We start from the raw sequence: 25,730 nt of genomic DNA on the forward strand, positions 1-25,730 counted from the left end.
GAATACAAAAAATATAAATTATGAAATGAGATAAATAGATGTTTAACGAAATAACTAAGAGTGTTACATGGAACGGGAAAGTTCTTGAGCTTAGTACAGGTAAGATAGCAAGGCAAGCTGACGGAGCAGTTACGATAAAAATGGGTAATTCCGTTTTATTATGTACAGCAGTAGTAGCTAAAAAAGCAAAAGAAGGTATTGGCTTTTTTCCTCTAACTATTAATTATAGAGAAATGGCATATGCTGCCGGTAAAATCCCCGGAGGATTTTTTAAACGTGAGGGAAAAGCATCAGATAGAGAAGTTTTAGTATCTCGTTTAATAGATAGACCGATTAGACCGTTATTTCATCCGGCTTTTGTTAATGAAACTCATGTAACTTGTACTGTTCTTTCATATGACCCTGAAACTCCGGTAGATATACTTGCAATTATTGGTGCATCGGCTGCCCTTAGCCTATCCCCTGCTCCTTATCTAGAAATAGTTGCTGCAAGTAAAGTAGGTTTAATCAATGGTGAATTTGTTTTAAATCCGACACTTGAATTATTAAAAACAAGTCAGCTTGATTTAGTAGTTGCAGGAACTTCAGATTCAGTAATGATGGTTGAATCGGAAGCTCATTTACTCGCTGAAGAACAAATGTTAGAAGCCGTAAAATTTGGATTTGAAAGCTTCCAGTCGGTAATAAAGATAATTAAAGAACTAGCAGAAGAAGCTAAAAAACCAAAGCTTGAAATGCAAGATTTATATCCTGCCTCATTAAAGAAAGAAATTGAGAAGTTATTTGTAAAAGAAATCGAACAAGCTTTTGCGATTAAATCTAAACATGAACGTAGTACTAATTTAGATTTAATACCTGAAAAAGTTCTTACACATTTTGTAAGCGACATAGAGAATAAAAAATATAGTAATTATCAAATCGAATCGGCTTTAAAATCTATTGAATCAGATATATTACGTAACGAGATTTTAGAAAAAAATAGACGTATCGATGGTAGAAGTGCCACGGATATAAGACAAATTGCTTGTGAAATAGGTTTATTACCTTCCGCACACGGTTCAGCTTTATTTACTAGAGGCGAAACGCAAAGCTTAGTTAGTACTACATTCGGTACTAGTTTAGATGAGCAGATAGTTGACAGTTTAGAGGGTGAGCATAAAGAGCGTTTTATGCTTAATTATATCTTTCCGCCCTACTCTGTAAATGAAGCAATGCCGATGAAAGCACCTAGTCGTCGTGAAGTCGGACACGGTAAACTCGCATGGCGCGCTATTAATCCAATATTACCTAATAAAGTACAATTTCCTTATTCTATTAGAGTAGTTGCTGAAACTACGGAGTCTAACGGTTCTTCTTCAATGGCAACCGTTTGCGGTAGTTCTCTTGCTTTAATGTATGCCGGCGTACCGATAAAAGCACCGGTTGCGGGTATTGCTATGGGGCTTGTTAAGGAAGGCAAAAAATTTGCGGTATTATCCGACATTCTTGGAGATGAAGATTATTTCGGTGATATGGACTTTAAGGTCGCAGGAACTAGCGAAGGGATTACCGCATTACAAATGGATATCAAAATATCCGGAGTAGATTTTAAAATAATGAAAGTAGCTTTAGAGCAAGCACGACTCGGTCGTTTGCATATACTTGAGCAAATGAACAAAGTTATTAATAAACCAAATAGCGAACTAAGTAAAAATGCTCCTTCTACTACTACTATAAAAATAGATAAGGATAAAATTAGAGATATTATAGGACCTGGCGGTAAAGTAATAAAGGAAATTTGTGAGACTAGCGGTGCTAAAATAGATATAAGCGATGACGGTACGGTTTCTGTTTATGCTTCAGATAGAGATAAGCTAAAAGTCGCTTTAGATAAAATTAAAGTTATTGCCGTTGAACCTGAAATCGGAGAAATATTTAACGGTACGGTAATGAAAGTGTTAGATTCCGGTGCTTTTATTAATTATTTAGGTAATAAAGACGGCTTTGTTCATATTAGTGAAATTTCAGAAGAAAGAATAGAAACGGTTAGCAGTGTTTTAAAACAAGGCGATATAGTAAAAGTTAAGCTGATAGGCTTTGATAATAAAGGCAAAGCAAAACTAACTATTAAAAATACCGATAAGGATAAATCTTCAAATAATCCAAAGCCAAAAAATAATGCTAATAATGCTAAGGAAAATTCAGAACCTGAGCGACGTGATTCTAGTAAAAAACGAGCTTGGAATGAAGATTCTAACAATGATAAAGAAGAAACAATTACGGAACGTAAGTATTTTAATTGATGTTGTCATAGTATATCCGGTGTCATACCGCGACTTGATCGCGGTATCTAATAATATTTTTAAATGGATACCGCGATCAAGTCGCGGTATGACAGTAAATAAATGAACCACACAAATAATTACCAAATCATCGCAAAGAGGGTTATTTCTAGTGAAGCAAGTGCTTTAGAAAAATTATCCGAAAATATCCCTGACGACTTTAACAAAATTATAGAATTTTTACTATCTTTCAAAGGACGGGTAATTTTAACCGGCATAGGCAAAAGCGGTTATATTGCAAGAAAAATAGCTGCTAGCTTTTCTTCAACCGGTATGCCTGCTTTTTATTTACATCCGGCAGAGGCAAGTCACGGCGATTTAGGTATGGTGACGAGAAATGATCTAGTAATTATGCTATCTAATTCCGGTGAAACTAAAGAGCTATTTAATATAATTGAATATTGTAAGAACTCTTCCATAAAAATTGCTGCAATGACAATGAATAAAAATTCCACTTTAGCTAAAAGAAGCGATTTTTTATTAATAGTACCTGAATATCCGGAAGCTTCTGTAATTGGAGCTCCTACTATATCATCTTTAATAATGTTATCACTAGGTGATGCCTTAATGACTGTTATACATGAAAAACGAGGCTTTACTAAAGATGATTTTAAAATTTATCATCCGGGAGGTACAATAGGTGCTAATTTAACAAAAATTAAAAACCTAATGCGTGAGGGGAATGAAATACCTTTAGTATATGAAGATACTGCCTTTGCCGAAACTATAATTATTATGAATAAAAAACGTTTAGGTTGTACACTTGTCACAGATAAAAACCAAAATTTGATAGGGATTATAACCGACGGGGATTTACGTCGTCATATTAACGATCAAATTCACTTAAAAACAGCATCAAGCATTATGACCAAAAACCCTATTCATATCTCATCGGAAATATTTGCAAAAGAGGCTTTAAATTTAATGAAAGCCAAGAATATCACTAATATACCGATTGTTGATGATAATGTTATTACGGGTATTATTCATATTCATGATTTACTACGCATCGGAGTTAGCTAAAATCTATGCCCTCTTCTTATAAACGGCGAAAAAAAATTTGGAAATCTGTATATCTTTTAATAATAGCTGGAATTTTGTATATAGGATATATATTAATTAAAAGCGGTTATATTAATGAAGAAAATGATATTAACGTTACAAAGAAAAGTTTAAAAGATACTAAAAATTTTGATTTAAAATATAATATTATATTGAAAGATTCAATTTTTGAAGGAGTAAATAAAAATTTAAATGCGTATAAAATTAAAACTGAGCGAGCTATAAAAGAGTCGGATAACAAATATAAACTAGATATAATAAATGCTATTTATAACGTAAATCAAGACCAAACTCTTATTATCAATGCGAAAGAAGGCTTTTTAGATGAAGAATCAAACATATTAGATTTAAAAAATGATGTAAAACTTTTTTTTGATGAGATCATATTTAACACTAACGATGCAAGGATTGATTTAGTAAATAAGAATATAACCGGCAACTCCTCTGCTAAATTACTTTATAAAAACTCTTCAATTACTTCAGATAGTTTTAATACGAAGGATGAAAATAATATTATAATTTTTAAAGGCAATGTCTCTACAATCATCGATTTATCGGATTATTAAACTTATAGTATTTCTTACTGTTAGTATATCTATATATGCTAATGATAAAAATATTTCAAATTTACATATAACATCTGATACTTTAATTATTGATAGGACCAAACAAAAAGCAGAATATCTTGGAAATGTTGTTGTTTACTTCGATAACGCAATACTTAGAACAAAAGAATTATATATTTTTTATAAAACAATAGATGATAAACAAACTATTGATTATATAGTTATTCCCACCATATTGACTGTAGAAAGAAAAATAAATAATGAATTATTACTTGCAGATAATGCTAAATATTTTTTTGATGACAAACAACTTATTTTACTCGGTAATGTAATATTACAGCGTGATGATAATGTCTTAAGAACTAATAAACTAATCTATTATGTAGATATTGTTAAGAAATAGTGTTCTTTAGTACGTCATTGCGAGAAGAAACTGAAAGTTTCGACGAAGCAATCTCAGGATATTTGACAAGATTGCCACGCAGCCTACGGCTGCCCGCAATGACGTTGAGAATTAATCCACACAAAAAACACAAATAAAAAAGATGGTCAGCTTACAAGTTAAAAATATATCAAAATCCTATAAAAAAAGGAATATATTAACTGATATATCTCTGAATATAAAACAAGGAGAGATAGTTGGTTTGTTCGGTCCGAACGGAGCCGGTAAAACAACTTGTTTTAACATTATTATCGGTTTAATGAAACCGGACTCAGGACAATTACTTTTAAACGATATAAATATTACCAACCTACCTATTTATTTACGAGCAAAGCTTGGAATCGGCTATCTTCTTCAAGAACCTTCAATATTTCGAGGATTATCGGTTGAGGATAATATTAAGGCTGTAGTTGAGATATCTGAAAATGATAAGGAAGTAATTGAACAAAAAACCCATAATTTACTAGAGAAATTTTCGATAGTTCATTTAAAAGATTTATCCGCTGCTAGCTTATCAGGCGGTGAAAGGCGTAGGCTTGAGATTGCACGTTCACTTGCAATAGAGCCTAAATTTATCATGCTTGATGAACCGCTTGCCGGTATTGACCCGCTTGCTATTTCCGATATTAAAAATCTAATTACTTATTTACGTGCGTTTAATATAGGCATATTAATTACCGACCATAACGTGCGTGATACTCTAGATATAGTCGACCGTGCTTATGTTATTTTTGAAGGTAAAGTATTGCTAGAAGGAAAACCTAAGGAAATAGCAAACAGCAAGAAAGTCAAAGAAGTGTATTTGGGTGAAAGCTTTAGTTTTTAGATTCCGATGTCCTTCCTATGGCAACGTTACATAGATACCAAAACCGTCATTCCTGCAAGACCTTGTTGCGTAGATATAAAAAAAGTAGCTGCGAACTAAGAAAAGTAGTAAATCGACAAAAAACTTAACCACAAGTGTGTATGTCAAAGCTACAAAAAGTTTGCAACTGGAAAGAATATAACAGAAGTTTAAAGAAAAGAGGAACAATAATTTTCACATTTTGTGAAGAATATTTAAAAGAGTTATATTATGGAGGGGAACAGAGGCAAGGAGGAGCGAGAAGATATAATAGCAAGATGTATGAATATTTGCTAACAATTAAGCTGTTATTAAGATTGCCATGGCGAGCAACAAGCGGATTTGCAGAAGGAATGTTTAGCAAAATATTTGCGGGTAAGGATTTAAGAATACCGGATTATGCCCATGCATCAAGAATCGCTAGTAAGCTAAAGTTACGAGTAAAAAATATTGGAGTACAAGAGAAAGGTTCAGGGAAAGAGATAGTATTTGATAGTACCGGAGTAAATGTATATAGCACCAGTGGGTGGCATCAAAGGAAATACGGTAAGGATGGATTATAACGGTAAGGATGGATTATATCGTAAGAGAGAACAGTGGAAGAAGATACATGTAGCAGTCGATTTAGATAGTATGGAAGTACTATCTGTAGCCTATACGGATAGTAACACAAACGACTGTGAAGTTGTTGGTGATATGAGCAAAGAGATAACAGGCAAAGCTAAAACCGTTATAGCAGATGGAGCTTATGATACGCAGGAGTTTAGAAAGATAATATATGATTGGGGAGTACAAGATTTAATGCCCCCAGCACGAACATCTAAGTCACAAGATGAATTAAAGAATAAAAGCAAGGTAGAGAAAGAACATTTAGCTTACAGAGATAAAGTAATAAAAGGAATTAGAGAATATAAAAATTTTGATGAAGGTTTAAAAGCATGGAAAATTAATAGCGGCTATCATCAAAGGTCAAGGGTTGAATCGTTTATGTTTAGGTTGAAGCGAACGTTTGGCTTTAACTTACAACAAAAAACAGAGAAAGGAAGAAAAAACGAAGTAATTACTAAGATAAATATATTAAATGAAATGATTGCCCTTGGGAAAGCTCAATATAGCTTTTAGAATTATATAAAATTTAATTATTTTTATACTCTAAGCGCTATATTGACTTTTTTTAATCTCCACGCAACAACGCCTTGCGAGAAAGGCTTGCTTGCGTGGACTCCCAGTCGTCATTGCGAGGAGCGAAGCGACGTGGCAATCTCATGAAATAATAACAAACTCCTGAGATTGCTTCGTCAAAATTTTCAATTTTTTCTCGCAATGACGGAAAATTTGATCCATACAGTAACACTCAAGACAGTTTTTATGCAAATTAACAAAGAAATTTTTAGAGCTTATGATATAAGAGGCAATAGCCTTAAGGATTTAACAGAAGAAGTAGATTATAAAATCGGCTTTTGTTTTGCCGAGATGACTATAACGGAAGATAACAACAAAATCTGTGTTGGCTTAGACGGTCGGCTCAGCTCCCCTACCCTTTGTAAAGCCTTAGAATTAGGATTAACTGAGGCAGGTGCTGAAATCATAAATATTGGCGTAGTTCCAACTCCCGTACTATATTTTGCCGATAAACAATTTATGTCTGCCGGTAGTATTATGGTTACGGGATCGCATAACCCTCGTGACGATAACGGCTTTAAAATACTACAAAACGGTAAATCTTTTTTCGGTGATCAGATACAGGATTTACTGGCGAGGGTTTTAGATAATCATGTCATTCCTGCGCCCTCGTGCATCATTCCTGCGAAAGCAGAAATCCAGATTAATACAAATGGAGACATGGATTCCCGCTTTCGCGGGAATGACATAGAGTATGGACATAATATACAATCTAAATACCTAAAGCGTATTTTAGAAGGAATAAATATTAATCCTAAATTAAAAGTAGCTTGGGACTGCGGTAACGGAGCAACCGGCGATATTGTTGAAGAACTTAAAAAGTATCTCTCAAACAAGAATATAATCATAAATAGTAAAATTGACGGGAATTTTCCAAGCCATCACCCTGACCCTACCAACCCTGCTAATTTACAAGAGTTAATTAAATTAGTTAAAGAACAAAATTGTAACCTTGGTATAGCTTTTGACGGTGACGGTGATAGAATCGGTATTGTAAGCGGGAACGGCAAGATATTATTCGGTGATCAAATTTTATGTATATTTGCTGAGGATATTTTAAAAGAAAATCCAAACGCAACCATAATAGTCGATGTAAAAGCCAGTCAGTTAATAGTTGATAGAATTAAGTCATTTGGCGGGAATCCTATAATATGGCGAACAGGTCATCCTTTTATTAAAAGCAAAATGCTTGAGACAAAAGCTTTACTTGCCGGTGAAATGAGCGGGCATATATTCTTTGCCGATAAATATTTTGGCTTTGATGATGCAATCTATGCAGCCCTTAGATTTTTAGATTTACTTAGCAAATCGGATAAAACGCTAGATGAGATAATAGAAGATTTACCGAAAAGCTATAGTACACCGGAAATTAAAATTTTTGTTCCGTCTAGGTTAAAATTACAAATTATTAAAGAGATTAAAGAAAAATTATTAGAAGAGAAAATAGAGTTTAGCGATATAGATGGTGTGCGTGTAAATACTGAACATGGTTGGTGGTTACTACGTAGCTCTAATACTGAATCTATTATAGTTGCAAGAGTCGAATCAGCTAGTAAAGAAGGGTTAGAGGAAATAATAGCTATAATTAATAAATATCTTGAAAAATATAGGTTATTAATTAAGATTTAAAAAATTAATTAAGCTGTTGATTTTTTAAATATTATTTTATATATTCTTCTCACATTAAATTAATATAAGGAGAAATTGTATGCTCAAAAAAGCTCTTAACGTTGGGTTTCCTATTGACATTAAACAACTGTAATAGTTGAGATTTAATCTTACATTTAGTAAAATTAAGATAATATTAAATGGAGGATTAGAGATGAATCTAAATCAAAAAATAATAAAGCCAAAAATAGGATTACTAGAATTAGCTAGGAGTCTTGGTAGTATATCGTCAGCATATAAAGCTATGGGTTACAGTAGAGACAGTTATTATAGGTTTAAAGAGTTATATGAAACAGGAGGAGAAGAAGCGTTATATGAGATTAGTCGGAAGAAGCCAATTATAGCGAATAGAGTTGATCCTGCCGTAGAGAGAGCAGTATTAGATATGGCAATAGAATACCCTGCTTATGGTCAGCTGCGAGTATCAAATGAGCTTAAAAAGACTGGTATTCTTGTATCACCTGGAGGAGTTAGATCTATTTGGCTACGTAATGATTTAAATAATATCAATAAAAGACTTAAAGCATTAGAAGCCAAAATGGCTCAGGATGGTATTGTTCTTACCGAAGCTCAGTTACAAGTATTAGAGAAACGGCGTAGCGAGAAAGAAGCTCATGGTGAGATTGATACACAGCATCCAGGTTATCTAGGATGCCAAGACACATATTATGTAGGTAATTTTAAAGGCATAGGCAAGGTATATTCTCAAGTGTTTATTGATAGTTACACTCGGGTTGCAGAGGCTAAACTATATACTGATAAAACAGCACTTACCGCTGCTGACATGCTTAATGATAGAGTGTTACCATGGTATGAGAGTCAGCAAATACCAGTACTTCGTATTTTAACTGATAGAGGTGGTGAGTATAAAGGTAATATAGAACATCATGCTTTTGAATTGTTCTTAAGCATTGAGGGTATTGAGCATACTACTACTAAAGCATATTCTCCTCAAACAAATGGTATGTGTGAACGTTTTAATAAAACTATGAAACAAGAATTCTTTGATACTGCTATGCGTAAAAAGATCTATACTGATCTTGATGATCTACAACTAGATCTTGATATTTGGCTAGAATATTATAATAATGAAAGACCGCATTCCGGTAAATATTGCTATGGAAAAACACCTATGCAGACTTTTATGGATAGTAAAAAGTTAGCTGTTGAAAAGAATAACGAAATCTTATATCTTGAATACTCATCTGACAGTCATAACTTATCAGACATTCAGATATAATTTTTATAATGTCTGTAAGATTAAATCTTGACTTCTACATATAAAAATAATTAAATTTTATATAATTCTAAAAGCTATATTGAGCTTTCCCAAGGGCAATCATTTCATTTAATATATTTATCTTAGTAATTACTTCGTTTTTTCTTCCTTTCTCTGTTTTTTGTTGTAAGTTAAAGCCAAACGTTCGCTTCAACCTAAACATAAACGATTCAACCCTTGACCTTTGATGATAGCCGCTATTAATTTTCCATGCTTTTAAACCTTCATCAAAATTTTTATATTCTCTAATTCCTTTTATTACTTTATCTCTGTAAGCTAAATGTTCTTTCTCTACCTTGCTTGGTCATGCCTCCATATTGCAGTTATGCCTATTAAAAAGCTATACGTTCAATAAGAGTACCAATAACCTTATCATGAATATCCAATGACTTGGAAAAGCAGATTGTCTTACGTGCAAGCCTCTTGCATCTCGTTCTAAGGTTCAAGTTACTTCGTTCTATCCGTTGAGTGTATTTTTTACTGATAATATGCTTTTTAGGGTCTAATAACCTAGCATAACTCCCCCATCCATCTGTATAGTAAAAAGTCACCTTGAAATTCTCTAGTTTTTTCAGTAATGATTCTAATGTGCTATCACATCTTGTACCAAACGTATAAGCAACTACTTTTAACGAAATCTTATCCAAGGCATACCAAAGCCATCGTTGTATGGATTTATTCTGTACATAAGACCATTGTTCATCTATCTCAGGAGCAATAATTACTTCTGTTGTACTGATAGAATGATTTATTGTTTTTTAATACTAGATTTTTTTAAAACACGGATAACTGTATTGATACCCACTTTTAATACTCTTACTGTATCTCTAACTCCAGAGCCGTTGATTGACATTTCTACTATTTGCTCCTTAACTCCAGGCTTAGATGCATTATTAATATACTCCAATTGAAAATATCGATTACACCGCTTGCATTGATATCTCTGTTGTTTTGAAATTGAATATCCTGACTTTATTACTTCTTCTGTGTTGTTACAATATCTACACTTAACATCTATTTTTGCCATAACTCCTTAACTATAATTCTCTCTTATTACTGTTTGAGGATTATAGACTATTTACTCTAAACTGCAATACGGAGGCACGACCGTTGCTCGCCATGGCAATCTTAATAACAGCTTAATTGTTAGCAAATATTCATACATCTTGCTATTATATCTTCTCGCTCCTCCTTGCCTCTGTTCCCCTCCATAATATAACTCTTTTAAATATTCTTCACAAAATGTGAAAATTATTGTTCCTCTTTTCTTTAAACTTCTGTTATATTCTTTCCAGTTGCAAACTTTTTGTAGCTTTGACATACACACTTGTGGTTAAGTTTTTTGTCAATTTACTACTTTTCTTAGTTCGCAGCTACTTTTTTTATATCTACGCAACAAGGTCTTGCGGGAATGACGGGAGAACGAATCACGTAACAACATTATTGATTAAAAGGAATTGAACATAATTTATGAACATTAACATTTATCAAGACGACCTACCTAATAATTTTGAACTTGAAGGGGATATTGCCATAGATACCGAGACAATGGGGTTAAATCTACATAGAGATAAACTCTGTTTGCTACAATTTAGTAACGGCAACGGTGAAGCCCATCTTGTTCATTTTGTAAATCAAGATTATACTGCTCCTAATTTAAAAGCATTATTGTTAGATAAAACTAGATGCAAGATATTTCATTTTGCTAGATTTGATTTAGCAGCTATAAAAAAATATTTGAGTATAGATTTAGAAAATATCTTTTGTACTAAAATATCTTCAAAGCTCGTTAGAACCTATACTGATAGCCACGGTCTTAAGGATTTATGTCGGGAGCTACTGTCCATAAATATTTCTAAACAACAACAATCTTCCTATTGGGGTACTGACAATTTATCTTCAGAACAAAAAGAATATGCAGCAAAAGATGTGCTTTATTTGCATCAGTTAAAAGATACTTTACAAAAAATGCTACTTAGAGAAAATAGGCTTGAACTTGCCCAAGATATTTTCCACTTTTTACCGACAAGAGCTAATTTAGACCTTATAGGTTGGAATGAAATCGACATTTTCATGCATTAATTTAAATTAATACAAATTAACAAAAAGATTAAATTATTAACTTAATAAATTGACTCGGCAACCCCCCCAAAAACAATCGACAAAAGGAGTAGAATTTTCTAGAAACAAAGGAGGAGATTCTATAAATGACAATATCAAAGCACAGTGATAGCCAAATCATGTCTATCTTAAAGCAAGCGAGCGGTGGGATGCCTGTAGCGTCTATACTGAGAGAGCACAAAATACCATCAGCGACATTTTATAAATGGAGATCAAAGTATGGTGGTATAGCTTTACCGATGATTACTAAATTAAAGGAGTTAGAATCGGAAAATGCACGGCTTAAAAAGATGTATGCTGAGGAAAGGCTAAGAGCTGATATATTAAAGGAAGTACTTGAAAAAAAGTTAGGAAGCCATCTCAAAGGCGGGAGATGGCTAAAATAATATCTGGAGAAAAAGATATTTCTATAAGGAGTGCATGCAAGATCTTTGGTGTCAGCGAAACATGCTATAGATATAAAAGGAAGCTATCATCTGAGGATGATATTATAGCAGGCCAGCTAATGCGTTTAGTAGGTGATCAAAAGAACTGAGGCCTTGGCCTCTGCTTTTTATATTTACGTAATATCAAAGGTTTTGGTTGGAATCATAAACGTGTATACAGGATATATAAGGAGCTAGCCCTTAATATGAGAATAAAGCCTAAGAAGAGATTACTTAGAGCAAAGCCTAAAAAGCTTATAGTGTCTAAAACAATAAATGATTGCTGGTCCATGGATTTTATGCACGATAGTTTAGAGAATGGTAGGAAATATCGTTTATTTAATGTGATTGATGACTTTAATAGAGAGAGCCTTGGTACTGAGACTGATTTTTTATTGTCAGCAGGAAGAGTTATCAGGTCACTAGATCAAATTATAGAATGGCGAGGTAAGCCAAAATCTATACGTTGTGATAATGGACCTGAATATATCAGTAAATTATTGAGCAAGTGGGCAAAAGAAAAGAATATCAAGTTATTATTCATTCAGCCAGGCATGCCTCAGCAAAATGCATATATTGAAAGATATAATAGAACTGTAAGATATGATTGGTTAAATCAGTATTTATTTGGTTTGTAATAGTTGAGATTTAATCTTACATTTAGTAAAATTAAGATAATATTAAATGGAGGATTAGAGATGAATCTAAATCAAAAAATAATAAAGCCAAAAATAGGATTACTAGAATTAGCTAGGAGTCTTGGTAGTATATCGTCAGCATATAAAGCTATGGGTTACAGTAGAGACAGTTATTATAGGTTTAAAGAGTTATATGAAACAGGAGGAGAAGAAGCATTATATGAGATTAGTCGGAAGAAGCCAATTATAGCGAATAGAGTTGATCCTGCCGTAGAGAGAGCAGTATTAGATATGGCAATAGAATACCCCGCTTATGGTCAGCTGCGAGTATCAAATGAGCTTAAAAAGACTGGTATTCTTGTATCACCTGGAGGAGTTAGATCTATTTGGCTACGTAATGATTTAAATAATATCAATAAAAGACTTAAAGCATTAGAAGCCAAAATGGCTCAGGATGGTATTGTTCTTACCGAAGCTCAGTTACAAGTATTAGAGAAACGGCGTAGCGAGAAAGAAGCTCATGGTGAGATTGATACACAGCATCCAGGTTATCTAGGATGCCAAGACACATATTATGTAGGTAATTTTAAAGGCATAGGCAAGGTATATTCTCAAGTGTTTATTGATAGTTACACTCGGGTTGCAGAGGCTAAACTATATACTGATAAAACAGCACTTACCGCTGCTGACATGCTTAATGATAGAGTGTTACCATGGTATGAGAGTCAGCAAATACCAGTACTTCGTATTTTAACTGATAGAGGTGGTGAGTATAAAGGTAATATAGAACATCATGCTTTTGAATTGTTCTTAAGCATTGAGGGTATTGAGCATACTACTACTAAAGCATATTCTCCTCAAACAAATGGTATGTGTGAACGTTTTAATAAAACTATGAAACAAGAATTCTTTGATACTGCTATGCGTAAAAAGATCTATACTGATCTTGATGATCTACAACTAGATCTTGATATTTGGCTAGAATATTATAATAATGAAAGACCGCATTCCGGTAAATATTGCTATGGAAAAACACCTATGCAGACTTTTATGGATAGTAAAAAGTTAGCTGTTGAAAAGAATAACGAAATCTTATATCTTGAATACTCATCTGACAGTCATAACTTATCAGACATTCAGATATAATTTTTATAATGTCTGTAAGATTAAATCTTGACTTCTACATTGGCGGTATAACACCAATACAAAAATTAGCTCTCGCAACTTAACTCTCTACTCTCTGTTGCGATTAAAAATGGGAGGATTACACTCTAGGTATAAAATCAGGCACACTATTTATAGGACTACTAACAAGATAGCTTTCAAATTATTTTGTTAACAGTCCTAATTAACAACTAAAATAGGGGATCTTTATGACTGATAAAATAACAACACTCTTAGATTCAAATGAAGCACTAAATCTAAGTCTAGAGGGTGGTTATCTTAGTGATATAACTAAGGAAAAATAATTTAGGTGATGCAGATTTTATAACATCAGAAGAAAAATATGCTTTAGATCCGGACACAATCCTATCCATGACTCTAAGCGGTATATTTGGAGAAATAAGATCACAACCAGAAACAAATATTGTAAACTCCCCATTAGAACTAACATCAAAAGAAAAAAATACTTTGAATGTTGATAATAATGAAAATGCTTTAGATGCAGAAATAATCCTATCTATGACTCTAAGCGGTATAGATGACGAGGTAATATCAGCAGAAGAAAGTGCTTTAATTTCTCCAAGTGATGCAGATTCTACAGCCCTCACAGAACCAAAAAACGAAAATGCTTTAAGTGTTGATAATAATGAAAATGCTTTAAGTATTAATGTTGTTGTAGCATTTTGTTGGTGGGCAGTAAATTATATAATAGCATCAGTTGCAAATATTTGTAATTACCGCGAGAGTCCGTCACAGCAACAACAAGAAGAGCCGTTTGATATTGCAAAACTGTGGTTCAATGACCCTGTTATTTCAAGCATATGCAAATGGGAGGAGACACAGGGATGGTTGCGATTGGAGCGATGGGGACGATTGAGGCACACTAAAAAGTGATGCAACTAAGCATACTCTACTGACATTCGTAATTGTGAATGAGCGTAGGTATTATCTGCGTGGATACCAAATCGTCATTGCGAGGAGCGAAGCGACGCGGCAATCTCATGAAATAATAACAAGCTCCTGAGATTGCTTCGTCAATTGCTATGCAATTTCCGTAGCTCAGACAGAAAAAATATCAAACTATAATATTCACAATTTTACGAGGCACGAGAATAATCTTCTTCGACTCTTTCCCTTCTAAGAATTTTTGTACTTTTGGCAAATTGACGGTAATTTGCTTTATTTCATCTTCGCTTGCAGAAGTTTTAAACTCATAAGTATCACGGAGTTTGCCATTAACCTGCACTGCCATAACATATGTATCTAATTCTAACATTGATTCATCAAATGCTGGAAAGGCTGAATTATATAACCGCTCTTTATTCCCAAGCTTTTGCCAAATTTCTTCCGTAATATGCGGGATAAAAGGGTTTAGCAGCTGAACTAAAACATTAAAGCCGTATCTTACGGTTTTAACATCAACCACTTCTTTATTAAGCTCAGCAGATATAGCATTAGAAAGCTCACGCATACGTGCTATTGCTCTATTTAGGGCAAAATGCTTTATACCGTCTGCGACGTGCTTTATGGTAAAATGCACTAATCTATTAAGTTCTTTATTAAACTCACTATTCACATCATCTGTTAAAGAAGCTATCGCCTCAAACATATGCTTAAGCTTATTAATAAAACGTGAGCAGCCTTCAATACCGCTTGCCGACCATTCTAGATCTTTCTCAGGCGGACTATCGGACAGTACAAAAAACCTAATAGCATCAGCTCCATATTGCTCTTGCATCGTCTCAAGATCGATGAGATTCTTTTTAGACTTACTCATCTTTTCAATGCGTCCCTGCACTACTCTATTATTGCTTTCTTTATGAAAAAATTCATTACCTTTTTTAACTACTTCTTCAGGGTATAACCAATTATTATGTTCATCTTTATAAGTAGCATGCAGCACCATTCCTTGAGTAAATAGCCCTTTAAAAGGCTCACGAACGCTTACGTAATTCTGTTCATTCATTACTTTTGTGAAAAACCTCGCATATAATAGATGCATTACTGCATGTTCTATACCGCCTATATATTTATCCACCGGTAGCCAATAATCACAAGCTTTTTTATCGGTCATCTCTGTAGCATTGCTATTGCAATATCTCGTAAAATACCAAGATGACTCGAAAAATGTATCAAAAGTATCGGTTTCACGAATAGCCGACTTATCGCATTTCGGACAATTAACATGTTTCCAACTAGGATGATGATCAAGCGGATTACCGTGACCGTCAAAACTAACATCATCAGGTAACGTAACGGGTAAGTTACTGCACGGTACGGGAACTATGCCGCAAGCTTCACAGTGAATCATAGGAATAGGACAACCCCAAAAGCGTTGACGAGAAATTCCCCAATCTTTTAGACGATAATTTACACTGCGTTTACCTATGCCTAGTTTCTCAAATTCATCGATTACTTTTTGTTTTGCTTCATTACTAGTTAAGCCGTTTAGAAAATCTGAGTTAACCAAAATTCCATCTTCCGTATAAGCGGTCTTTTGTACATCAATATCCGTTTCAATTACCTGCTTAATAGGCAAATTCATTTTAACAGCTAATTCATGGTCACGTTCGTCATGAGCAGGACAACCGAAAACAGCACCAGTACCGTAATCCATTAACACAAAATTCGTAATAATAACCGGTAAAACTATATTTGAATCGAAAGGATGAATGACATAAAGACCGGTAAAGACTCCCTCTTTTTCAGCCTTTTCTAGTTCGCTACTTCCTGTAATGTGCGAACATTTAGTTATAAAACTCAATATTTCAGGTGTCTTGGAAATTAATTTCTCTATTATCGGATGATTAAAGGCAATTCCTATAAAACCAGCGCCGAAAATAGTTTCAGGTTTGGTTGAGAATGCTTCTATAGTATTATCTTCATTATCCTTAATTTTGAAATGAAAGTTAGCACCTATCGATTTACCTATCCATTTCTCTTGCATAGAGCGAACGGCTTCAGGCCATTCTTTTAAATTCTGAATTTCATTTAATAACTCTTCAGCATAATCGGTGATTTTTAAGAACCATTGCTTTAAATAACGCTTCTCAACAATTGCACCTGAACGCCAACCACGCCCGTCTACAACTTGCTCATTTGCAAGAACGGTATTATCAACCAGATCCCAGTTAACAAGCGATTCTTTTTGATAAGCAAGATTTCTCTCATAAAGCTCTAAAAAGAATTTCTGCTCATGTTTATAATACTCTGGATCACAGCTATTTATCTCTCTAGTCCAATCATAAGAAAAGCCCATGGATTTTAGCTGCTTTTTCATATTTTCGATATTAGAATAAGTCCAATCTTTCGGATGAGAATTATTGTTTATTGCGGCATTTTCGGCAGGTAGCCCAAAAGCATCCCAGCCCATCGGATGAAGCACGTTAAAACCTTGCATAGTCATAAACCTTGCAATAACATCACCTATAGAATAGTTGCGTACGTGACCTACATGGATTTTGCCAGAAGGATAAGGCAACATTTCAAGTACGTAATATTTCGGCTTGCTACTCTCGTTTGATACCTCAAAAGCTTTCTCATCATGCCAAATTTGTTGCCATTTTTGATCTATTTGATTCATATTTTTTTATAATTTATATACTGCGTCGTCATAGGATTTGTTGCATGGATCAGTTGTCTCGTTATTGCGAGCTAGCATTTATGCTGGTGTGGCAATCTCAGGAGTTTTATGCTACTTCACGAGATTGCCACGTCGCTTCACTCCTCGCAATGACGGGTTTGGTAATACCTCTTCGCAATGACAGAGTCATTACCTAGCACTGTTAATGTACAAATCCCTAGCTTTTCTTAAAATTTTATCTTCAAGCGTGATAGCAAGATTTGAGGAGTTTTCATTAAGTACCCATTGTTTATTTTTAAGCATTTCTTCAAATACTTTCACTTCAATTGAATCAGGGCTTATTACATCGTCTTTGATAAATATATTAATTTTAAATCGAAAATTAGAATTAGAGCGTGGGCTATACCATTCCGTAATAATCACACCGCCGTTTGAGTCAGCTGATGCAAGAGGAGCAAAACTTATAGTCTCTAATGCTGCTTGCCAAAGATATTTATTAACTGAACCTCCTACAGCTTTAGTAGATTCGTTTTTTACCCTGCCCGGTCTAAAAACTAATCCTTCTTCACCTGCTATAGAACCTACTTCGTCCCATTTCTGCTCTCGTTCTGTTTTTGGATAATCATCCGCTAAGATACTAGTACTTATTGTACTAAGTATAATTACAAAAAATAATCCGATAATTTTTTTCATAACCAATATTTAATTAGGGTGCTTGAGGGAAATAATAGAGAAGCTTTGGCTATTAGTCAAAAATTATTTGAACTAATTATATGTCATTCTCACCGCCTTTTATGTCATTCCTATACCTCTCTATGTCATTCATAGCTAGAAGTGGGAATCTTTCGTTGTCATACTGCGACTTGTGAGCTAGATCCAGCTAAAAATACTAAAATTATTAATACTTTAAGCGTCTTTTTGGATCCCGTGGTCAAGCCTATAGTACCGGACAATTTTCACTTTATGTCATCCCTGCGAAAGCAGGGATCCATGCTAAAAAACCTTGATTTCAAAGATTTTTTTTATTAGATAATTTTTTTTCAAATAAAGCTTTTTAAAGCTCGATTTATCTCGCTTTATTTTGGACTCCTGCTTTCGCAGGGATGACATAAAGTGAAAATTGTCCGGTACTATAGGCCGAGCCACGGGATGACAGAGTACAGATTTAATTATTTCTCAGAAATAAATTCAAAACGTGGAATATTTTTTCCATTTAATAAAACCTTTCCGTTAAACATTTCAAGCGGTCTTACCCAAAGCTGAAAATCGTCATATAATGCTTTATAAACTACTAATTCTTCCAAAGTTTCGGTATGTTTCGCGGTATCTATAACTTGGTATAATTTTCCTTTGCAATGCTTATATATTCCGGTTTTCATAAAACTTACACCTTAACAGGCATGACGACAAAAATATCTTTAGGATTCTCAGGAAATTTAATAAGTACCGGTGCTGAAACATCTGAAAAATATAGTTCTACTAAATCCGACTTCACGACTTTTAAGACATCTTCCAAATATTGCGGATTAAAGCCTATAGCTAAAGACTCATCACTATTATATTCATAAAAACTTTCCTTATCTTGTGAAGAATTAATAACCTCTTTTGCGTTACCTCTTGCTTCACCGATGGCACTAATCTCTAAGGTTTCACGAGATAAAGATAATTTTACCGCTCTAAATTTTTCAACGGTTATTATCGCTATCCTTTCTATACTATCTACAAATATTTTTCGATTAATTACTAATTTTAAACTGTTGCTTTCCGGAATAAAAGCACTATAATCAGGGAAAGTACCGTCTATAAGCTTTGATAGCATAATAGTATTTTCGTTACATATAAATTTGATCTTATTGCTACTTAATAAAATTTCTATATCTTCATTTATATTTTTAGGATCTTTAACTATTTTTAAAATTTCCTCTGCGCTTTTTTGTGGTAATATAACTCCAAAATTCTTTATTTGTTTTTCTAAGGTTACCCATGAAATTGAAAGCCTATGCCCATCGGTACTTGCCGAACAAAACTCTTTGTCTTTTATGTGTAAATAAACACCGTTTAAATTATAACGAGTTTCATCTAAAGAAATCGAAAATTTTGTCGATTCGATTATTTTAGCAAAATCCGTGCAGGAAATTTTAAAGCTTGCTTCAGGATTAATACTATCCATTGGAGGAAAAGAACTAACCGGCAAAGTAAATAAATTAAATTTACAATTTTGTCCTTTGATTTCAAGTCCCGTTGTACCGAGATCTGTTAATGTAAGCTCGGAATCCGGAAGTTTTCGGACTATATCATTTAGAGTTTTCGTAGAAACGGTAAGCTCACCTTCACTGACTACCTGCGCTGCTATTTTTTGACTTAAGTACAAATCCATATTAGTAGAACTAAGCTCTAGATTGCCGTCTTTTGCCGATAATTTAATGTTTGTATATTCAGGTATTACATTACGTTTTTCAACAACGGAACTTGCAAACCCTAGGGACTGAACTAACGTTTTTGTTTCAACTATTAATTTTAACATATTGTTATTCTCTTAATGTTCCTTGAAATTTTTGTTCAATAGCTGCAATTAAATCTTGGCTAAATAAATTTAAGTCAGCTTCAGTTAAAGTACGATCATCTGCTTGTAGCTCTATTTTAACCGCTATAGATTTTTTACCTACAGGTAATTTATCACCGCTATAAATATCAAATAATATAACTGATTTGACAAGCTTTTTATTAAAATTATTTATATATGATATTATTTCACCGACTCTATGATCTTGATCAACAATGAATGCGTAATCTCTAAAATTAGCTTGGAAATCCGATGCCGCAAATTCGTCTCTTTTACCGAATTTAGCTTTTATCAACGGCAAATTTGTAATATTTAGCTCGAATGCAAATATTTCCTGATTAATATCGTAATATTTCAAGATTTTAGGGTGTATCTGCCCAAAATGACCTAATAAATTTTTACCAAGCCCTATATTTACTGCTCTAGTTGGATGATAATATTGTGGCAATGCTGTCTCATTTGTTGCTATACATTTATCTATAGATAGTCCTGCATAATCCACTACCAGCTCTAAATCGCCTTTAAGATCAAAAATATCATAGCCTCGTCCAAGCGAATGAGGATTTTTATTATTATATGAACCGCTTATAATTGCCGTTAAATAAGTTGCTTCCGTATTTAAATCTATAAAGCTCGGTCCAACTTCAAAAAAAGCCATATCTTTTATAGAGCGTGCTAGATTTTTACTTACTATACTTAACAAATTTGGCAGTATAGTAGGACGCATATAATTGTCTCCTATGCTAATAGGATTAAGCAAAAATAACTCTTCTTTTAATTCAGCAAACAACTTTGCATCTTCACTACTCATAAAAGAGTTAGTTACTACCTCATCATAGCCTTTGCTTGCTAATATCCTTTTAAAACTAGATATTCTTTTATGCTCTCTTAGCTTATTATTATCTTGGTCTAGTTCGGGTAGTTTTATACTCTCTATTTTATCATAGCCGTAAATACGAGCGATTTCTTCAGCTATATCTTCTAAAATAGTTATATCATGACGCCAAGAGGGAGCTATTACCTTTATAATCTCACCTTTAACATCCGTAACAAATCCAAGTCTATTTAATATATCTTCTATCTCTTTGATACTTAATTTAATTCCCGTAATTTTTTCTAAATAGTATGCTGAAAAATCTAAAGGTTTTTTTTGAGGCTCTTTCTCACCGCATTTCACTACTTCCGATACTTCACCATTTCCGCATACTGACAAAATAAGATTAGTCGCTATGTCTAAAGCTTTTTCCGTAAAATTTCTATCGATATTACGCTCATTACGATATCTAGCATCCGTATCAATTTGAAATCTTCGCCCGCTCGCTGCAACCATTTTAGCATTAAAACATGCAGCTTCCAGTATTATATTAGTCGTACTATCAGTACAACTACTCTTAGCCCCGCCAATGACACCGGCAAGACCTTGGATACCGCTTTCATCTTTTATAGCTAAATCATTTTCGGTAAGTGAATATTCTTTGCCGTTTAGAGCGTGGAATTTGGCTACATCATTGCGAGATGGCATGGTCCGCGTGGATACCAAACCGTCATTGCGAGGCTGCAAAGCAGCTGCGGCAATCTCAGGACTTTTGCACGAGATTGCTTCGTCACTACGTTCCTCGTAATGGTGTGCTACACTAATTCCCCCTTTTATCCTATCCGCATCATAAGAATGCATCGGCTGCCCAAAGCTATAAGAAATATAATTTGTTACATCCACTAAGCTTGAAATAGTTTTTACCCCGACATTTTTTAATAATTTCCGTAACCAATCAGGGCTTGGTTTATTTTCTAAATTTCTTATTTCTCTAAAAGTAAATAAAGGGCAGGTTTCTTTGTCTTGCACGTTAAGCTTCATTTTAGAAGTAAATGTACTTTTTATTTCTGGGATTTCTAGCTCTCTAAGTATTCCTATTCCTTTAGCTGCTAAATCTCTCGCAATACCGTAAACTCCAAGTGCATCACCACGATTAGGAGTAACGTTAATAACAAATATAGGATCATCTAAACCGTAATATTTAGTAAAATTCTCTCCAACTACGGCATCTTCAGATAACTCTATAATCCCTTCAGACTCTGAAGCTAGCAGTAATTCCTCTTCAGAGCAAAGCATACCGCAGCTTTTTTCACCTCTAATAATAGATTCCTTAATTTTAAACTTACCGTTTGGTATTTCTATTCCGATATTTGCAAGTACTACTTTTATACCTGCTCTTGCATTACTCGCACCGCAAACTATTTGTCGTATACCGCTTTTAGTCTCAACATCACAAAGTTTTAACTTATCGGCTGACGGGTGAGGTTTAGTATTTGTAATATATGCTACTTCAAACTTTTGTAGCTCTGCCGCTTTATCTATTACCTCTTCTACTTCAAGACCAATAGCTGTTAGGGCTTCGGAAATTTCAATAACTGTGCTAGAAGTCTCTAAAAATTGTTTTAACCATGATAACGTAAATTTCATTTCGTAAGCCCTCCTGCTAAATTCGGTATATCAAAGCTCCCAAAATTATAATGTTTAAGCCAACGCATATCTCCTTCAAAAAATTGTCTTAAATCTTTGATATTATATTTTAGCATTGCAAAACGCTCTACCCCAAGCCCAAAAGCAAAACCTTGATACTCGCTACTATCGATACCGACATTTTTAAGCACGTTTGGATGAACCATCCCACAACCGAGTACCTCAAGCCATTTATCGTTTTTATTCATCCGAATATCAACTTCGGCAGAAGGTTCGGTAAATGGGAAAAAGCTGGGTCTAAAACGTAATTCAATATTAGAATTTTCAAAAAAGCTTTTTATAAATTCCGTGATAACATATTGTAAATGCCCCATATTGATATTTTTATCAATAACAAGTCCTTCTATTTGGTGAAACATCGGCGTATGCGTCATATCCGAATCTGATCTATAAGTCCTACCAGGCGCTATAAACCTAAAAGGTGGTTTGCCGTTTTGCATAGCTCTAATCTGCACTGTTGAGGTATGAGTACGTAATAACAGCGGTTTATTGTTTTCTTGACCTTTCAAATAAAAAGTATCATGCATTTGCCTTGCGGGATGGTCATCTTCAAAATTGAGAGCAGTAAAATTATGGAAATCATTCTCGATATTCGGTCCGTTTTCTATAATAAAACCGAACTGCGAAAATACTTGTATTAACTCCTCACTACATTGTGTTATTGGATGAATAGAACCTTGCTTATATCTCCTTGCTGGGATTGTTAAATCAATTTTATCGGCAGCAAGTTTTAAATTTAGTTCCTGCTCCTCTAAAATTTCTTCTTTTGCTTTTATTATATTCTGTATTTTATCTTTTAATTTATTGATTTTTAAGCCAAATTCTTTACGTTCCTGTTCATTTAAACTACCTAATTTTTTAAGCTCACCTGTCACTATACCGTTTTTACCTAAAAATTCTACTTTATATTCTTGTAGTTCTTTTAAGTTTTGTACTAATAAGATTTTTTCCTCAGTAAGCCTTAATATTGCGTCTATATTTTCCATGATGTTTTTTTTGTTTTATGTTAACACTGTCATCCCGTGGCTTGTCCACGGGATCCAGTAATAAAAAATACAGCTATAAAAAGCTCGATTTATCTCGCGTTATGCTGGATCCCGCGGACAAGCCACGGGATGACACAGAGGACGTTTTTTGATCGATGCGGCAATCTCAGGAATTAGTATTATTTCATGAGATTGCCACGTCGCCTACGGCTCCTCGTAAGGACGAGGTGGTTAAATCAACATACACTTCATATTATTCCCCTCTATTCCCACCAACTTCGCTTTAAATATCTGCCCTATTTCTAAAGGTTTGTCTAGCTTTACCGGAATAAAATTTTCGGTATGGGCGATATTATTATTCTCTACCAATAACTCTACTTTCTGACCTATATGCTTTTTAAAGAACTCAGATAGCTGATTCTGCCCCTCTTGTCTTAGAATTTCGGTTCTTTCTTTCCTTATAGCTTTCGGTACTTGCGGCATACGTGCTGCAGGCGTTCCTTCTCTTTCCGAATAAGGAAAAACATGCAGATATTGCAGCTCCGCTTCTGTAATTAGTTTCCTGGTATTTTCAAACATTTCAGGAGTTTCAGTCGGGAAACCAGCTATAATATCCGCACCAAACGATACTTCCGGTCTTATTGCTCGTAGCTTTCGACAAAACTCTATTACGTTTGCTCTATTATGTCGTCTTTTCATACGTTTTAATATCATATCATCGCCTGCTTGCAAGCTAATATGAAAATGCGGCATTATCCTCTCACTATAAGCTATAAGCTCAAACAGTTCATCATCTATTTCTGCAACATCTATTGAAGATAAACGAAGCCTTTTTAGTTCAGGTACTAAATTTAAAACTCGTTTAATCATTTGTGCAAATGTTGGACTTCCGGGTAAATCTGAACCGTAAGCCGTAACGTCAACACCGGTAAAAACTACTTCTTTAAAGCCGTTTAGTACTAAACGTTTTACCTGCTCTGCTATAGCTCCTATCGGTACTGATCTACTTTTACCTCTACCGTAAGGGATAATGCAGAAAGTACAAAAATGATCACAACCGTTTTGTACCTGAATAAAAGCACGAGATTTACCGTCAAAGCTACTTACTAAATGACCTGCCGTCTCTTTCACCGACATTATATCGTTAACTGCTATTTTTTCATCCGTAATTTGGTAATAGCTAGGCAATAACTTCTCTTCATTACCTATAACCTTATCAACTTCCGGCATATTACCGTACATTTGTGGACTTGTTTGAGCGCTACAACCGGTAACGATAATTTTTAAATCAGGTTTATTTTTTTTAGCCTTGCGGATAGCTTGTCTTGCTTGTTTCTCAGCTGTTTTAGTTACTGCACAAGTATTGAATATTGTCACATTATCGATACCCGATAATTCCAAATTTTTTCGTATTATCTCACTTTCGTAAATATTAAGTCTACAGCCGAATGTTACTACTTCTTGTCTTAAATTATTGCTCACAATAATATTCCCCGCGTGCTACAAGCGTAGCTGCTCCTTGCATTATTATATTACCGTTTTCTTCTTTCATAGTAAGGCTGCCATGCTTAAATACTACCATACTCGGTGAATGGATAAAACCAAGCTTTAAACCGGCAGCAAAGCTACCGCAAGCCCCGCTTCCGCAAGCAAGAGTTAATCCTGCCCCTCGCTCCCAAACAGATAAATAGATTTTATTATCTTTTACTTCAGCAAAATTAACGTTTACCCCATCTGCGAATAATTCCTTAGCCTGTAATTTTTCACCAACAATTTTTTGATCTTGAGATTCTAACTTACTAAAAATAACCAAATGCGGATTACCTATATCAACACAAATAGTTTCCTTTAAATCAATCATATAACGCTCTGCGAGTTCCCAAATTTTATCACGGCTTGGCATCCAGGCTTCATTAAAACTAACCTTTCCTACATTAACGCTAATATTATTTTCATTCTCCACATTACATAGCAATTTTTTATTGCCTACCATTACAGTAATATCTTTCTTTCCCGTATCAAGATAAATTAACTTGGCTAAACATCTTGTAGCATTACCGCATAATTTAGCACTAGAGCCATCTATATTATATATAATCATCTCATAAAAATCATCATGCTCTTCATAAATAATAAACTGATCACAACCTATACCAATATGACGATCAGCCATATTTTTTGCTAACTGCGATAAACCGTATGAACTTAATAAATCTCGTTTGTTAACAACAACAAAATCATTACCGAGACCATGCATTTTTACAAAATTAATTTTACTAATCATAATGTTTTATATATTAGGAAATTGTATTATAGCAAATTTCTTGGAATTTGCTATAATGAAGTGATGATATATAAAAATATA

Annotated in this window: 23 protein-coding genes and 1 pseudogene; 13 read left to right on the forward strand and 11 right to left on the reverse strand. The window is 34.0% G+C overall.

From position 1 onward, the window contains the following. Positions 1–38 precede the first annotated feature (38 nt). The 9 genes from pnp to AC0ODJ_RS06190 all read left to right on the forward strand — a co-directional run bounded on the left by pnp (position 39) and on the right by AC0ODJ_RS06190 (position 9,325). Positions 39–2,282, forward strand: coding sequence for a polyribonucleotide nucleotidyltransferase (gene pnp, locus AC0ODJ_RS06150; RefSeq protein WP_474465388.1), 2,244 nt, complete (start codon positions 39–41; stop codon positions 2,280–2,282). Positions 2,283–2,384: 102 nt separating this feature from the next. Next, a complete protein-coding gene (locus AC0ODJ_RS06155) occupies positions 2,385–3,344 on the forward strand; it encodes a KpsF/GutQ family sugar-phosphate isomerase (RefSeq protein ID WP_218460679.1) in 960 nt (319 codons plus the stop codon). A gap of 5 nt (positions 3,345–3,349) precedes the next feature. Beyond that, positions 3,350–3,949, forward strand: a complete 600-nt coding sequence (gene lptC, locus AC0ODJ_RS06160; RefSeq protein ID WP_474465391.1) for an LPS export ABC transporter periplasmic protein LptC — start codon at positions 3,350–3,352, stop codon at positions 3,947–3,949. Then, complete coding sequence (locus AC0ODJ_RS06165; RefSeq protein ID WP_218460677.1) at positions 3,915–4,352, forward strand: LptA/OstA family protein; 438 nt, start codon at positions 3,915–3,917, stop codon at positions 4,350–4,352. Before lptC ends, AC0ODJ_RS06165 begins: the two co-directional genes overlap by 35 nt. A gap of 142 nt (positions 4,353–4,494) precedes the next feature. After that, complete coding sequence (gene lptB, locus AC0ODJ_RS06170; protein ID WP_218460676.1) at positions 4,495–5,217, forward strand: LPS export ABC transporter ATP-binding protein; 723 nt, start codon at positions 4,495–4,497, stop codon at positions 5,215–5,217. Between the two features lie 140 nt (positions 5,218–5,357). After that, the gene (locus AC0ODJ_RS06175; RefSeq protein ID WP_121843865.1) at positions 5,358–5,798 is read left to right on the forward strand and encodes a transposase; all 441 of its coding nucleotides are present in this window, start codon (positions 5,358–5,360) and stop codon (positions 5,796–5,798) included. Beyond that, entirely contained in the window at positions 5,788–6,357 is a 570-nt protein-coding gene (locus AC0ODJ_RS06180) for a transposase (RefSeq protein ID WP_474464397.1), read from the forward strand. The genes AC0ODJ_RS06175 and AC0ODJ_RS06180 overlap by 11 nt, the downstream gene beginning before the upstream one ends. A 246-nt stretch (positions 6,358–6,603) precedes the next feature. Then, positions 6,604–8,046 (forward strand): phosphomannomutase/phosphoglucomutase, encoded by a 1,443-nt coding sequence (locus tag AC0ODJ_RS06185; protein ID WP_218460220.1) that lies wholly within the window; start codon positions 6,604–6,606, stop codon positions 8,044–8,046. A 193-nt stretch (positions 8,047–8,239) separates the two neighbouring features. Further along, positions 8,240–9,325: an IS481 family transposase gene (locus AC0ODJ_RS06190; protein ID WP_121834048.1), complete on the forward strand. Its 1,086-nt coding sequence runs from the start codon at positions 8,240–8,242 to the stop codon at positions 9,323–9,325. Between the two features lie 67 nt (positions 9,326–9,392). Here AC0ODJ_RS06190 and AC0ODJ_RS06195 read toward each other — a convergent pair whose 3' ends face one another. The 3 genes from AC0ODJ_RS06195 to AC0ODJ_RS06205 all read right to left on the reverse strand — a co-directional run bounded on the left by AC0ODJ_RS06195 (position 9,393) and on the right by AC0ODJ_RS06205 (position 10,685). Beyond that, positions 9,393–9,527, reverse strand: a complete 135-nt coding sequence (locus AC0ODJ_RS06195; protein WP_474465039.1) for a hypothetical protein — start codon at positions 9,525–9,527, stop codon at positions 9,393–9,395. Positions 9,528–9,696: 169 nt separating this feature from the next. Next, positions 9,697–10,391 (reverse strand): IS1 family transposase gene (locus tag AC0ODJ_RS06200; RefSeq protein ID WP_474464353.1). Its coding sequence is split into 2 segments (ribosomal slippage): positions 9,697–10,118 and positions 10,118–10,391, totalling 696 coding nucleotides; the frame shifts between segments, so codons are not numbered across the junction. Between the two features lie 51 nt (positions 10,392–10,442). Beyond that, positions 10,443–10,685 carry a hypothetical protein gene (locus AC0ODJ_RS06205; protein ID WP_474465369.1) on the reverse strand — a complete coding sequence of 81 codons (243 nt, stop codon included), beginning with the start codon at positions 10,683–10,685 and terminating at the stop codon, positions 10,443–10,445. Positions 10,686–10,834: 149 nt separating this feature from the next. Here AC0ODJ_RS06205 and AC0ODJ_RS06210 point away from each other — a divergent pair, with 149 nt between their 5' ends. The 4 genes and pseudogenes from AC0ODJ_RS06210 to AC0ODJ_RS06225 all read left to right on the forward strand — a co-directional run bounded on the left by AC0ODJ_RS06210 (position 10,835) and on the right by AC0ODJ_RS06225 (position 14,606). Next, positions 10,835–11,446 carry a ribonuclease D gene (locus tag AC0ODJ_RS06210; protein WP_218460686.1) on the forward strand — a complete coding sequence of 204 codons (612 nt, stop codon included), beginning with the start codon at positions 10,835–10,837 and terminating at the stop codon, positions 11,444–11,446. Between the two features lie 125 nt (positions 11,447–11,571). Further along, a pseudogene (locus AC0ODJ_RS06215) lies at positions 11,572–12,539 on the forward strand (IS3 family transposase); the annotation flags it as partial. A gap of 69 nt (positions 12,540–12,608) precedes the next feature. Beyond that, a complete protein-coding gene (locus AC0ODJ_RS06220) occupies positions 12,609–13,694 on the forward strand; it encodes an IS481 family transposase (RefSeq protein ID WP_121834048.1) in 1,086 nt (361 codons plus the stop codon). A 390-nt stretch (positions 13,695–14,084) separates the two neighbouring features. Continuing rightward, complete coding sequence (locus AC0ODJ_RS06225) at positions 14,085–14,606, forward strand: hypothetical protein (RefSeq protein ID WP_218461014.1); 522 nt, start codon at positions 14,085–14,087, stop codon at positions 14,604–14,606. Between the two features lie 181 nt (positions 14,607–14,787). Here AC0ODJ_RS06225 and leuS read toward each other — a convergent pair whose 3' ends face one another. From leuS to dapF, 8 genes are all read right to left on the reverse strand, one after another. After that, on the reverse strand, positions 14,788–17,295 hold the full coding sequence (gene leuS, locus AC0ODJ_RS06230; protein ID WP_218461013.1) for a leucine--tRNA ligase: 2,508 nt from the start codon (positions 17,293–17,295) through the stop codon (positions 14,788–14,790). Between the two features lie 189 nt (positions 17,296–17,484). Next, the gene (locus AC0ODJ_RS06235; RefSeq protein ID WP_218461012.1) at positions 17,485–17,988 is read right to left on the reverse strand and encodes a DUF3576 domain-containing protein; all 504 of its coding nucleotides are present in this window, start codon (positions 17,986–17,988) and stop codon (positions 17,485–17,487) included. 476 nt (positions 17,989–18,464) lie between these two features. After that, the gene (locus AC0ODJ_RS06240) at positions 18,465–18,674 is read right to left on the reverse strand and encodes a DUF1653 domain-containing protein (protein ID WP_218461011.1); all 210 of its coding nucleotides are present in this window, start codon (positions 18,672–18,674) and stop codon (positions 18,465–18,467) included. Positions 18,675–18,679: 5 nt separating this feature from the next. Beyond that, positions 18,680–19,819, reverse strand: coding sequence for a DNA polymerase III subunit beta (dnaN, locus tag AC0ODJ_RS06245; protein WP_474465398.1), 1,140 nt, complete (start codon positions 19,817–19,819; stop codon positions 18,680–18,682). Positions 19,820–19,823: 4 nt separating this feature from the next. Next, on the reverse strand, positions 19,824–22,319 hold the full coding sequence (gene pheT, locus AC0ODJ_RS06250; RefSeq protein WP_218461009.1) for a phenylalanine--tRNA ligase subunit beta: 2,496 nt from the start codon (positions 22,317–22,319) through the stop codon (positions 19,824–19,826). Next, positions 22,316–23,365 (reverse strand): phenylalanine--tRNA ligase subunit alpha, encoded by a 1,050-nt coding sequence (gene pheS / locus AC0ODJ_RS06255; RefSeq protein ID WP_218461008.1) that lies wholly within the window; start codon positions 23,363–23,365, stop codon positions 22,316–22,318. The genes pheT and pheS overlap by 4 nt, the downstream gene beginning before the upstream one ends. A gap of 231 nt (positions 23,366–23,596) precedes the next feature. Next, positions 23,597–24,847, reverse strand: a complete 1,251-nt coding sequence (gene mtaB, locus AC0ODJ_RS06260) for a tRNA (N(6)-L-threonylcarbamoyladenosine(37)-C(2))-methylthiotransferase MtaB (RefSeq protein ID WP_474465400.1) — start codon at positions 24,845–24,847, stop codon at positions 23,597–23,599. Next, the gene (gene dapF / locus AC0ODJ_RS06265) at positions 24,837–25,649 is read right to left on the reverse strand and encodes a diaminopimelate epimerase (RefSeq protein WP_218461006.1); all 813 of its coding nucleotides are present in this window, start codon (positions 25,647–25,649) and stop codon (positions 24,837–24,839) included. The genes mtaB and dapF overlap by 11 nt, the downstream gene beginning before the upstream one ends. Positions 25,650–25,730 lie beyond the last annotated feature (81 nt).

The organism is Rickettsia senegalensis (assembly GCF_056135685.1).

Bases quoted from the DNA above. Each gene is read 5' to 3' on its own strand.
- AC0ODJ_RS06220 (WP_121834048.1), top strand. From the start codon at position 12,609: ATGAATCTAAATCAAAAAATAATAAAGCCAAAAATAGGATTACTAGAA.
- AC0ODJ_RS06240 (WP_218461011.1), bottom strand. From the start codon at position 18,674: ATGAAAACCGGAATATATAAGCATTGCAAAGGAAAATTATACCAAGTT.
- AC0ODJ_RS06235 (WP_218461012.1), bottom strand. From the start codon at position 17,988: ATGAAAAAAATTATCGGATTATTTTTTGTAATTATACTTAGTACAATA.
- pheT (WP_218461009.1), bottom strand. From the start codon at position 22,319: ATGAAATTTACGTTATCATGGTTAAAACAATTTTTAGAGACTTCTAGC.
- lptC (WP_474465391.1), top strand. From the start codon at position 3,350: ATGCCCTCTTCTTATAAACGGCGAAAAAAAATTTGGAAATCTGTATAT.
- AC0ODJ_RS06165 (WP_218460677.1), top strand. From the start codon at position 3,915: ATGTCTCTACAATCATCGATTTATCGGATTATTAAACTTATAGTATTT.
- AC0ODJ_RS06175 (WP_121843865.1), top strand. From the start codon at position 5,358: ATGTCAAAGCTACAAAAAGTTTGCAACTGGAAAGAATATAACAGAAGT.
- AC0ODJ_RS06180 (WP_474464397.1), top strand. From the start codon at position 5,788: ATGGATTATAACGGTAAGGATGGATTATATCGTAAGAGAGAACAGTGG.
- AC0ODJ_RS06210 (WP_218460686.1), top strand. From the start codon at position 10,835: ATGAACATTAACATTTATCAAGACGACCTACCTAATAATTTTGAACTT.
- AC0ODJ_RS06190 (WP_121834048.1), top strand. From the start codon at position 8,240: ATGAATCTAAATCAAAAAATAATAAAGCCAAAAATAGGATTACTAGAA.
- dapF (WP_218461006.1), bottom strand. From the start codon at position 25,649: ATGATTAGTAAAATTAATTTTGTAAAAATGCATGGTCTCGGTAATGAT.
- AC0ODJ_RS06195 (WP_474465039.1), bottom strand. From the start codon at position 9,527: ATGTTTAGGTTGAAGCGAACGTTTGGCTTTAACTTACAACAAAAAACA.
- AC0ODJ_RS06205 (WP_474465369.1), bottom strand. From the start codon at position 10,685: ATGTCAAAGCTACAAAAAGTTTGCAACTGGAAAGAATATAACAGAAGT.
- dnaN (WP_474465398.1), bottom strand. From the start codon at position 19,819: ATGTTAAAATTAATAGTTGAAACAAAAACGTTAGTTCAGTCCCTAGGG.
- AC0ODJ_RS06225 (WP_218461014.1), top strand. From the start codon at position 14,085: ATGACTCTAAGCGGTATATTTGGAGAAATAAGATCACAACCAGAAACA.
- pnp (WP_474465388.1), top strand. From the start codon at position 39: ATGTTTAACGAAATAACTAAGAGTGTTACATGGAACGGGAAAGTTCTT.
- pheS (WP_218461008.1), bottom strand. From the start codon at position 23,365: ATGGAAAATATAGACGCAATATTAAGGCTTACTGAGGAAAAAATCTTA.
- leuS (WP_218461013.1), bottom strand. From the start codon at position 17,295: ATGAATCAAATAGATCAAAAATGGCAACAAATTTGGCATGATGAGAAA.
- AC0ODJ_RS06185 (WP_218460220.1), top strand. From the start codon at position 6,604: ATGCAAATTAACAAAGAAATTTTTAGAGCTTATGATATAAGAGGCAAT.
- AC0ODJ_RS06155 (WP_218460679.1), top strand. From the start codon at position 2,385: ATGAACCACACAAATAATTACCAAATCATCGCAAAGAGGGTTATTTCT.
- lptB (WP_218460676.1), top strand. From the start codon at position 4,495: ATGGTCAGCTTACAAGTTAAAAATATATCAAAATCCTATAAAAAAAGG.